General features: G+C 64.4%; 9 protein-coding genes and 1 pseudogene. All 10 read right to left on the bottom strand.

Annotated elements, in window-relative coordinates; translation table 11 throughout:
* Nucleotides 1–251: pseudogene (locus EN993_RS24755) on the bottom strand (TMEM165/GDT1 family protein); the annotation flags it as partial.
* 209 nt (nt 252–460) lie between these two features.
* The gene (gene phnN / locus EN993_RS24750) at nt 461–1,090 is read right to left on the bottom strand and encodes a phosphonate metabolism protein/1,5-bisphosphokinase (PRPP-forming) PhnN (RefSeq protein ID WP_164757789.1); all 630 of its coding nucleotides are present in this window, start codon (nt 1,088–1,090) and stop codon (nt 461–463) included.
* On the bottom strand, nt 1,087–2,226 hold the full coding sequence (locus EN993_RS24745; RefSeq protein ID WP_127265068.1) for an alpha-D-ribose 1-methylphosphonate 5-triphosphate diphosphatase: 1,140 nt from the start codon (nt 2,224–2,226) through the stop codon (nt 1,087–1,089). The genes phnN and EN993_RS24745 overlap by 4 nt, the downstream gene beginning before the upstream one ends.
* A gap of 47 nt (nt 2,227–2,273) precedes the next feature.
* Complete coding sequence (locus EN993_RS24740) at nt 2,274–2,981, bottom strand: DUF1045 domain-containing protein (RefSeq protein ID WP_127265067.1); 708 nt, start codon at nt 2,979–2,981, stop codon at nt 2,274–2,276.
* A 153-nt stretch (nt 2,982–3,134) separates the two neighbouring features.
* The gene (iolB, locus tag EN993_RS24735; RefSeq protein ID WP_127265066.1) at nt 3,135–3,947 is read right to left on the bottom strand and encodes a 5-deoxy-glucuronate isomerase; all 813 of its coding nucleotides are present in this window, start codon (nt 3,945–3,947) and stop codon (nt 3,135–3,137) included.
* Between the two features lie 5 nt (nt 3,948–3,952).
* Nucleotides 3,953–4,171, bottom strand: coding sequence for a hypothetical protein (locus EN993_RS24730; RefSeq protein ID WP_109667036.1), 219 nt, complete (start codon nt 4,169–4,171; stop codon nt 3,953–3,955).
* Nucleotides 4,172–4,232: 61 nt separating this feature from the next.
* On the bottom strand, nt 4,233–5,150 hold the full coding sequence (gene iolE / locus EN993_RS24725) for a myo-inosose-2 dehydratase (RefSeq protein ID WP_126067246.1): 918 nt from the start codon (nt 5,148–5,150) through the stop codon (nt 4,233–4,235).
* A 183-nt stretch (nt 5,151–5,333) separates the two neighbouring features.
* Entirely contained in the window at nt 5,334–7,184 is a 1,851-nt protein-coding gene (iolD, locus tag EN993_RS24720) for a 3D-(3,5/4)-trihydroxycyclohexane-1,2-dione acylhydrolase (decyclizing) (RefSeq protein ID WP_127265065.1), read from the bottom strand.
* A gap of 35 nt (nt 7,185–7,219) precedes the next feature.
* Nucleotides 7,220–9,154 carry a 5-dehydro-2-deoxygluconokinase gene (iolC, locus tag EN993_RS24715; RefSeq protein ID WP_109667031.1) on the bottom strand — a complete coding sequence of 645 codons (1,935 nt, stop codon included), beginning with the start codon at nt 9,152–9,154 and terminating at the stop codon, nt 7,220–7,222.
* 173 nt (nt 9,155–9,327) lie between these two features.
* Entirely contained in the window at nt 9,328–10,056 is a 729-nt protein-coding gene (locus EN993_RS24710) for an SDR family oxidoreductase (protein WP_127265069.1), read from the bottom strand.
* Between the last annotated feature and the right edge of the window lie 6 nt (nt 10,057–10,062).

Genomic DNA, 10,062 nt, shown 5'->3' with positions numbered 1-10,062 from the left:
ATGCCGAACAGGATCAGCAGGACGCCAACCACGAACTGCAGCGTGGCTATGGGTACGAGTGCCAGCAGCGGGCCGAACGCCAGCACCAGGGCCGCCAGCACCGCCAGCGCCAGTGCGGCGCCGGTCAGTGCCGGGCGCCAGCCGCGCGTGACCCCCACGGCGAGCACGATGGTGAAGGCTTCGACGACTTCGACGAAGGAGGCGAGAAATGCCGCCGTGATCGTCGAAAGGATAGGTGTCAGACTATGCATCAAGGCTTCCTGTATTGCTTCATTCTACCATGATCTTTTTGAACCGTGGTCCAGGATCACCATGCCGTCCGCACCACACAGCGCTCCGCTGGCAGCGAAAAAGCAAGCGAAGCACCAACGGACGGAGTCGAGCCGCACGCGCTGCGGCTCGAGATCGACCGCCAGCCACCAGCATCGGCCCTGGAAGGCGCTCGACAAGCGCTGGAAGCCTAGATCAGACCCGACATGTCGGAAAATGCCATCGCCTTGCGCAGCACCTCGGCAAAACGCTCGCCCGCGGCTTCGCGCGGGCCACTGTTGTCGATCGAAGTGACACCAGGGCCGGACAGGCTCATATTGGCGCTGCGCGCCAGTCGCGCCAGCACTTCGCCACGTGACTCGCGGCCCCGCATTGCCAGCCGCTCCGCCAGCACGTCCGGTGAGGCTGTGATCTCGACGATGGCCAGGTTGGCATAGCGTTCGCGCAAGGAGGGGATGATCGCGCGCGACACATTGGCGACAGCAACACGGCCATTGGCGACGGACCAGTCGACATCGGCCGGGATGCCATAACGCAAGCCGTGCGCTTCCCAGGAAATGGCGAAGGCGCCATCGGCTTCGGCTTCGATGAAGGCGGCGTCGGCCAGCGTGTCGTGATCCTCGCTGGCGGCATCGCTCGGCCGCGTGATGACGCGGCGGACAAACTCCAGCCTTGTCTCGTCGGCAAAATGGTTGCGGGCGTAACCGATCACCGTGTCCTTGCCGGCGCCACTCGGTCCAACCACGGCGACGAAAACGCCATCGCGGATCGGAAACGTCTCGGCGGACAATTCTCGCTCGATCAGCGCCGACACCATCATGCGACCCGGCGTCCCTGCCGCCAGACGGTGCGTACGACCGGAACATGGTCGTCGACGCGCACGCGCACCAGATCGGCGCGGCGGCCCTGCTCGATGACGCCGCGGTCGGTCAGGCCAACTGCATCGGCCGGGTTCTTCGAGACCATGGCGACAGCCTGCGGCAGGGAAATGCCTTCGACGACATCGCCGAGGAAGAACGCCGACTGGATCAGGCTGAAGGGAATGTAGTCGGACGACAGGATGTCGAGCAGGCCGTCGCTAGCCAGCGTGCGGGCCGAGACGTTGCCCGAATGCGAGGCGCCGCGCATGACGTTGGGCGCACCCATCAGCACGCCGAGCCCAGCTTCTTTCGAGGCCCTGGCGGCTTCTTCCGTGGTCGGGAACTCGGCGACGCGCACGCCCTGCTCGATCGCCTCGCCGACATGGCCAATGGTGGCGTCGTCATGGCTGGCCAGCACGATGCCGCGCTCATGGCAGGCGGCGGCGATGTGGACACGGTTCGGCCCCGAATTCACGGCCGATTCCCCCATCCGCTTTTCGCAGAACAGCTTGAAGTCACGGTCGGTCAGCTTCAGTTTGCGCTGGTAGTAATAGGCATAGGTTTCCAGGTTGACGAATTGGCGCTGGCCTGGCGCGTGGTCCATCAGCGATGCCAGCTTGACCCGTTCGTCGCCATCGAAATTGGCGAAAGCCCTGAGGCAGTCCGGTGCCGAAACCTCGCAGCGCAGATGGATGAAATGGTCTGCGCGCAGACGATCCTGCTGGACGCTGTCCTCGATGGCATCGGCCAGCTTGCGGATGTCTGTCGACGTCAGGTCGGCGTCTTCGTCCATGCCGACACGCAAGGCGTCGAGCACGGTGGTGATGCCGGCGGTCGCCACCTGCGCGTCATGGGCGAGCACGGCGGCGATCGGGTTCCAGCGCACCTTGGGCCGCGGCGCGTAGTGGCCTTCGAGGTGGTCCGTATGGAGTTCGACCAACCCGGGAATGATGTAATCGCCGCCCATGTCCTCGCCGCTGCGGCTGGTGCCGGCTTCGATGCCGGCGATAAACCCATCGCGCAGCACCAGCGAACCCTCGACGATCTCGTCGGCAAGCACGATGCGGGCGTTGTGGAGAACAGTTTCGGCGGTCATTTCAGGCAGTCCTTGGTTGTTCCGGCTGGGGTTGTTCCGGCAGGGTGTCAGGCAGTTTTTCTGGCGGAACGGCGCCCGAGTGCGTGATGCGAGAGCACCATGAACGGTGCGCCCGGTTCGGTTTCGACAAACAATGTCAGCGCATCCACCAGCACCTTCTGTCGCAGAATGTCCGCGAACAGACTGTCGATTGCTGCGCGCAAACGAGGGCTTTCCTGTGACGCTGCCCGGCCCGACAGCGTCATGTGGAAGCGAAAGGTTTCGAAGACATAGGGGTAGCCCCATTGGCAGAGGTTGCGGAACTCGGCCGGCTTCAGCGAATCCGGGCTGCGCCGCTCGATTTCCGCCTCGGTCAACGGCGCGCGGAACCGGTCGAAGCCGAGCACCACGTCATCGGCGAAGCGGTTGAGCGCCGGCAGTGGTCCTTCCGGCACCAGTGCGAAGAAGCTGTCGATCTGGCTGACGACTAGGCGCGGGATGGTCACCACCGGCGTCGCCTCGGCAAAATGGTCGAGTGCGGCGCGCAGCGAGGCTTCGGTCTCGTTGGCAGCCAGGCGGAAAGGGGCTTTCAGCGTCGCGTGAAAGCCATAACGGCGCGCCGAAGCGGTGTGGAAGGCGACTTCCGCCGCCGACAGGTCGGCCACCGCCTCGACCGGCCTTGTCGCGGCGCCAAACGGGTCGCGGCCGAGCCAGTTGGCGGCGATCCGCGCCAACGGTTCGTCCTGCCGGGGGGTGAAATAGATGGCGTAGCGCATCGGTAGTCCTCGTCAGTCCCGCTGCCATAGGTGATTTCCATGACGGATTGACGAAGCTTTGAAGGGTTTTCGAAGGCAAATCGACCTTGTGGGTCCTTAGCCGACGATTTTTTCTAGCTGGACCAATAGCTTCACCTGGGAAGGTATGATCGGTCAGGCCTTCATCAACCATTCGTGCTCGGGCGCGTTGTGGAATTTCCACGTCCGTTTCGGCCCGGCCATCACGTTGAGGTAATAGAGGTCATAGCCGTGGCAGGCGGCACAGGGGTGATAGCCCCTGGGCACCAGCACGACATCGCCGTCCTCGATCGCCATCGCCTCATCCAGCGCACGATGGCCATTCTTGTCGGCGTCGGTGTAGACGCGCTGGAAGGCAAAGCCCTGCGGCGGGTTGAGGCGGTGATAGTAGGTTTCCTCGAGGCAGGATTCAGCGGGCAGATTGTCCTGGTCGTGCTTGTGCGGCGGGTAGCTCGACGTATGCCCGCCGGGCGTGATGACTTCGACCACCAGCAGCGAATCGGCCGGCTTGCCCTCCGGCAGGATGTTGGTGACGTAGCGCGTGTTGGTGCCTTTGCCGCGCACCTCCTGGCCAAGATCGTCCGGTGCGATCACCCGCACCGGCAGACCGCCGCCAAGGCCCGGCGCCGAGCAGACCGCCAGTTCCAGCTCGGTACCTGCGGTCACCGACCAGTCCGAGCCTTGCGGAACATAGACCGACCACGGCTTGCCCTCGAAGGGCGACATGCGCTCGCCGAGCAGGCCGAGATCCTTGCCGCCGGCTGACGCCTTGCCCTTGCCGGTGACGAACACCAGGCAGACTTCGCGATCCTCCGTTTTCCCGGAGGCGCTCTCGCCGGGCTTCAGCCGATGCAGGTCGAAACCGACATAGGTCCAACCCGCGATTTGCGGCGTCACATGGGCGACGCGGCCATGGCCCTTGTTGGCTTTGACGAGCAGCTTCGACATCCCAGTCACTCCTTCGGTTCGGGCTCGGCCGCTGCCTTGCTCTCGTCGGCCGGCTTGTAGAGATAGAAGAACTGCCAGACGGCGTAGCCGGCGAAGCCGAGCGCGATCACGCCCCAGAACGGCGTGCCGGTGGCGAACTCGATGATCGACCAGATGACGCAGACCGCGACGACGGCGACACGCCGCCACAAAGGCCGGAAGAAGGGGTGCTCGTAATCTTTCATCGGGCCAATCTACAGCAATCGGCTTCGCCGGGAACCCATCGCATCAGGCATTGAGGAAGCCCTAGGCATTGGGAAAGCCCTGCGTCTCGACCGTGTAGCCGGCGGCGGTCATGACGCGCATCAATTCCTTGTAGCCGACCTCCGCCATCCTGAGCGGCGGGTTCTTCTTCGGGTCCTGCTCGGCCTCGACCACGAACCAGCCCTCATAGCCATGGTCCGCGAACCGCTGCACGATGGCGCCGAAATCCAGCGAGCCGTCGCCCGGCACGGTGAAGGCGCCCAGCGCCACGGCGTCGAGGAAGGACTGTTTCGTGCGGTCGAGCCTGTCGATCACGCCCATGCGCACATCCTTCACATGCACATGGCTGATGCGAGTGTGATGGTTGTCGATGGCGCGCAGCACGTCGCCGCCGGCAAAGGCCAGATGTCCGGCATCGAGCAGCAGCGGAATGCCGGCGCCGGAATAGCGCATGAAGGCATCGAGTTCCGGCTCGGTCTCGACCACGGCCGCCATATGGTGGTGATAGGAAAGCGGCATGCCCTGTTCGGCGCACCATTCGCCAAACGCGGTGAGGCGCTTCGCATAGGCCTTCATCTCGTCGTCCGAAAGCTTCGGCTTGGTGGCCAGCGGCTTCGAGCGGTCGCCCTGGATCGAGCGGCCGACCTCGCCATAGACGATGCAAGGCGCGTTCACGGCCTTGAACAGGTCGATCATCGGCTGGATGCGATCCTTGTTGTCGGCCATCTCCCCATCGACCAGCGTGCCGGAGAACCAGCCACCGCACAGCGTCACGTCGGCTGCCTTCAGGATCGGCAGCATGACATCGGGATCATTGGGAAAACGCCGGCCCATCTCCATGCCGGTGAAACCGGCCGAGCGCGACTGGCGCAAACACTCTTCCAGCGACACGTCATCGCTGAGTTCGGCAAGATCGTCGTTCCACCACGCAATGGGGGACATGCCCAGTTTGGCTTTCAAGTCGTCGCTCCAGTTTCAGTTCGTTTCCACCTTCCCCCTTGTGGGGGTCCGAAGGACGGGCGAGACCCGTGGCTCGCCCCGGCAAGTCGCTGCAAAGCAGCGGGGTGGGGGCGGCGCCGGACCCCCACCCGGACCTTCGGTCCGACCTCCCACACGGGGGAGGTAGGGGCGACGGCGCCTATATCAATCGCCAATGGTCTGCATCTGCCGCTTTTCGTCATAGGCCTTGCGCGCCGCGTTGACCTGCGGCCGTGCCGACACTTCCGGCACCGCCACATCCCACCAGTGGCCTCCGGCATCGGTGGAAACCAGCGGGTCGGTGTCGATGACCAGCACCGTGGTGCGTGTATTCTTTTTGGCTTGTGCCAGCGCATTTTCCAGCCCGGCAATCGACGGCACTTTCTCGGCAATCGCGCCCATGCTCGCCGCATGCGCGGCAAAGTCGATGTCGGGCAGTACCTCGTGGCGCGAGTCCTTCAGCAGATTGTTGAAGTTGGCGCCGCCGGTCGCCATCTGCAGCCGGTTGATGCAACCGTAGCCGCGGTTGTCGAGCAGCACGATGGTCAGCTTCAGGCCGAGCATCACCGAGGTGGCGATCTCGGAATTCAGCATCAGGTAGGAGCCGTCGCCGATCATCACGACGACCTCCTCGTTTGGCTTGGCCATCTTGGCGCCGAGCCCGCCGGCAATCTCGTAGCCCATGGTCGAGAAGCCGTATTCGGCGTGGTAGGAGCCGGGCGCGCCAGCCTGCCAGAGCTTGTGCAGTTCGCCCGGCAGGCCGCCTGCGGCATGCAGCAGCGTCACCCCAGAGCCCATCGCGCGCTGCACGGCGCCGATTACTTGCGCGTCGGAGGGGTAGGCGGCATTGGTCGACGCTGTCACCTTAGCCGCCTCGGCCTGCCAGACCGTCTTGCCGGTGGCCGCATTGGCGGTCCAGGTGGAAGGTGCCTTCCAGCCCTTCAGCGCAGCACCGAGTTCAGCCAAACCCTCGGCCGCATCAGCGACCAGCGGCAGAGCGCGGTGCTTGCCGGCGTCGAAGGGCTGCACGTTGAGCCCGATGATGGTCTTGCCGGAATTCTTGAACAGCGCCCACGAGCCGGTCGTGAAATCCTGCAGGCGCGTGCCGATGGCCAGCACGACATCGGCTTCTTCCGCCAGCCGGTTGGCGGCAGAAGTGCCGGTGACGCCGACCGCCGCCATGTTGAGCGGATGATCGTCCGGCAGCGAGGATTTGCCGCCTTGCGTCTCGCAGACCGGAATGCCTGCGCCCTCGGCGAATTTCGCCAGTTCGTCCGAGGCCTGTGAATAGAGGACACCGCCGCCGGCGATCACCAGCGGCTTTTTCGCCCCCTTGAGCGCGGCCACCGCGGCGGCAAGCTCATGGCGGTCCGGGCGCGGCCGGCGCTGGTGCCAGACCCGCTCGGCAAAGAAGCTCTCGGGATAGTCATAGGCCTCGGCCTGGACATCCTGGCAAAGTGACAGCGTCACCGGTCCGCAACTGGCCGGATCGGTCAGCACCTGCATCGCGCGGCTGAGCGCTGGAATAATCTGCTCCGGCCGGGTGATGCGGTCGAAATAGCGCGACACCGGACGGAAACAGTCATTGACCGTCGCCGTGCCGTCGGAAAAGTCCTCGGCCTGCTGCAACACCGGATCGGGAATACGGTTGGCGAAGACATCGCCGGGCAGAAACAGGACGGGCAACCGGTTTACATGAGCGAGTGCCGCCGCCGTCACCATGTTGAGCGCGCCGGGACCGATCGAAGAGGTCGCGGCCATGAAGCGGAGGCGGAAATTGGCCTTGGCATAGGCGATCGCCGCATGCGCCATCGCCTGTTCATTGTGGGCGCGGAAGGTCGGCAATTCGTCGCGCACCTGATAAAGCGCCTCGCCGATGCCGGCGACATTGCCGTGACCGAAGATTGCCCAGACGCCGCCGAAGATCGGGATTTTATTGCCGTCGATCTCGGTCATTTGCCTGCTGAGAAAGCGGGTCAGCGCCTGCGCCATCGTCAGGCGAATTGTCTTGCTCATGGTGTTTTCCTCCGCAGTCCTTGTGCCGGGCCTTCTTATGCCGCCTTGCGGCCGCGCGCGGCAAGCCACGCTTCGGTCAGCTGTTCGAAGCGCTGCGCCATGTCGGCGATGGCCTCGTCATCCGACATCTTGCCAGCCAGCCATTGTTCTGCCGCATGGACGAAGATGGTGCGGCCGACGGCAAAGCCCTTGACGATAGGCGCCTTGGCGGTGGCGGCGAAAGCCGCTTCCAGCTCGTCCTGCGGCGCCTCCAGGCCAAGCAGCACGACGCCCCGGCACCACGGATCGTGCTTCAGGATGACGGCTTCGATCTTCGCCCAGGCACCGGCCGACGCCTGCGGTTCGAGCTTCCACCAGTCCGGCTTGATACCGAGCGCATAGAGCTCTTCCAGCGCGCGCGGGATCGTCGTGTCGTCGAGCTTGCCATGCTTGCCGGCGATGATCTCGATGAGAAGTTCTCTGCCTACTTTCCGCGCGCCTTCGAACAGCGCGCGCAGCTTCTGCTGCTGCTCTTCCTTCAGCGCCGCCGGATCGTCGGGATGGTAGAAGCACAGGCACTTGATGCAGTGATCGACCGGCCATTCGGTGAGCTGCGAGCCGATGTCCTGCGAGAATTCGAAGCGCAGCGGCCGCGAGCCCGGCAATTCGACCGGCCGACCCAGCCAGGCGAAGGAATGCCTAGCGAATTCGAACATCGCCTTGCGGCCATGCTTCTCGTCGATCAGCATGCCGTAGCCGTCGCGTCCGGCGGCGACCTTCGCCGCGGCCTTGACCGCCAGCACCTTGAAATCGTGGATGCGTGCGGGATCGGCACCAGCCTTTGCCGCCACATCCTCGAGCTGCACGCGGTGATCGCAGGCGAGCGCCATCAGCGAGGGAATGTCGCGCCGGCGCGTCGTTGCCCAATGGATGTGGTTGATCGCCTCGTCCTTGCGCAGCGCCAGATGCTTGCTGCCGTTCTTGAGGAAGAACTGCAACTCTTCGAAGGTCGGATATTCCGGCGCGCAGAGCAGCCGCGACACGGCGAAGGCACCACAGGCATTGGCCCATGTCGCCGCCGTCGCGTGGTCTTCGCCACCCAGCCAGCCGCGCAGGAAGCCGGACATGAAGGCGTCGCCGGCGCCTAGCACATTGTAGATCTCGATCGGAAACCCTTTGCCGACGACGCCGTCCTCGAGATCGTCGCTGATCGGTCCGTCATAGACGATGCAGCCCATGGCGCCGCGCTTCAGAACAATGGTCGCGGACGACAGCGAGCGGATCGTCTTCAGCGCGCTCAGGCAGTCGTCAGCGCCCGACGCGATCATGATCTCTTCCTCGGTGCCGACGATCAGGTCGCAATCGGGCAGCACCGTCTTCAGCTGGGCCGAGACCCGGTCCGATTTCACGTAGCGCTCGAAACCTTCGGCGTGGCCGGCGAGGCCCCATAGATTGGGCCGGTAGTCGATGTCGAACACCACCTTGCCGCCCTTGGCTTTCATGATGCGGATCGCCTTGCGCTGCGCGGCATCACTGTTGGGGCGGGAAAAATGCGTGCCGGTGACGACGATCGAGCGGGCCGAGGCGATGAAGGCCTCGTCGATGTCTTCCGGCGCCAGCGCCATGTCGGCGCAGTCCGAGCGGTAGAAGATCATCGGCGATACGCCTTCGTCCTCGACCGACAGCAGCACCAAAGCGGTCAGCCGCTCCTTGTCGGTCTTCAGCCCGTCGACATTGACGCCTTCACGCCTCAGCTGCTCGCGGATGAAGCGCCCCATCTGCTCATCGCCGACGCGGGTCAGCAGCGCCGAGCGCAGGCCGAGCCTGGCCGTGCCGACCGAAATGTTGGCCGGGCAGCCGCCGACCGACTTGGCGAAAGAGGTGATATCCTCCAGCCGCGAGCCGATCTGCTGGCCGTAAAGGTCGACGGAAGCGCGACCGATGGTGATGACGTCGAGCGGCGCCTGTTTCGCGTCCACGGCTTCGCTCATTGGAACCTCCCGTCGGCCTTGTTATCTTGGGGTACACGCGCGAGCGGCAGCGTGGCGCCGGGAATATGAAATAATAATTCCAATCCATAGTCAATATGGAATGAGCGTTCCTTCTGTGAAAAGTACCATCAGGTGTCGCGTGCGGGAAGAGGCTTTGGCGGGTCTGGCTCCGTTCACCACGGAAGCGGGCCATCGTCGCTGAAGTACCCGGCGTTCGGACCATCGGCATCCAGGGTCGCCAGGTGTATGACGATCTCGGCCGCTTGCTGCACGGTGCGGTGGCCCTTAAATCCATTCAGGTCGGTGGCGGTATATCCGGGCGCCGCTGCATTGATCTTGATGCCCTGCGGCGCAAACTCGCGGGCGAACGCGACGGTGATGGCATTCAGGGCGGTCTTGGAGCTGCCGTAACCCATCAAATTGACCGACTGGTTCGGCGTGCTGGAATCGAGCGCGCGCCCGATGGATCCCGTGGAACTGCTCACCATGACGATGCGGGCGGCCGGCGCTGCAAGCAGCAGCGGCAGGAAGGCCTGGGTCACGCGGATCGGTCCGAAGACATTGACGTCATAGGTGGCCCTGACATCGGCAAGATGCTGCTGGCTCGGCGGCAGCTCGTAGTTGATGGCGATGCCGGCATTGTTCACCAGCACGTCGAGGCAAGGGCTCTCCGCCCCGACAGTCCTGGCTGCAGCCGCCACGCTTTCGTCCTGTGTGACATCCAGCCCAAGCCACTCAACATCCAGACCTTCCGCGCGCAATTCCTGCGCCGCCGCCATGCCACGCTCGGCATTCCTGGCGCCAAGCCACACCTTGAAGCCCATCGTCGCCAGACGCCGGGCGATTTCGTGGCCGATGCCCTTGTTGGCGCCCGTCACCACAGCGGTTTTCGATCTCGTCATTTGGGT

The organism is Mesorhizobium sp. M7D.F.Ca.US.004.01.2.1 (assembly GCF_003997785.1).
In the GTDB taxonomy this organism is placed as follows: Bacteria; Pseudomonadota; Alphaproteobacteria; order Rhizobiales; family Rhizobiaceae; genus Mesorhizobium; species Mesorhizobium loti.
Note: the sequence above shows the minus strand (reverse complement) of the source record. Positions and strands in the feature narration are given on the sequence as shown.

Bases quoted from the DNA above. Each gene is read 5' to 3' on its own strand.
- phnN (WP_164757789.1), bottom strand. From the start codon at position 1,090: ATGATGGTGTCGGCGCTGATCGAGCGAGAATTGTCCGCCGAGACGTTT.
- iolC (WP_109667031.1), bottom strand. From the start codon at position 9,154: ATGAGCGAAGCCGTGGACGCGAAACAGGCGCCGCTCGACGTCATCACC.
- EN993_RS24710 (WP_127265069.1), bottom strand. From the start codon at position 10,056: ATGACGAGATCGAAAACCGCTGTGGTGACGGGCGCCAACAAGGGCATC.
- EN993_RS24745 (WP_127265068.1), bottom strand. From the start codon at position 2,226: ATGACCGCCGAAACTGTTCTCCACAACGCCCGCATCGTGCTTGCCGAC.
- EN993_RS24730 (WP_109667036.1), bottom strand. From the start codon at position 4,171: ATGAAAGATTACGAGCACCCCTTCTTCCGGCCTTTGTGGCGGCGTGTC.
- EN993_RS24740 (WP_127265067.1), bottom strand. From the start codon at position 2,981: ATGCGCTACGCCATCTATTTCACCCCCCGGCAGGACGAACCGTTGGCG.
- iolB (WP_127265066.1), bottom strand. From the start codon at position 3,947: ATGTCGAAGCTGCTCGTCAAAGCCAACAAGGGCCATGGCCGCGTCGCC.
- iolD (WP_127265065.1), bottom strand. From the start codon at position 7,184: ATGAGCAAGACAATTCGCCTGACGATGGCGCAGGCGCTGACCCGCTTT.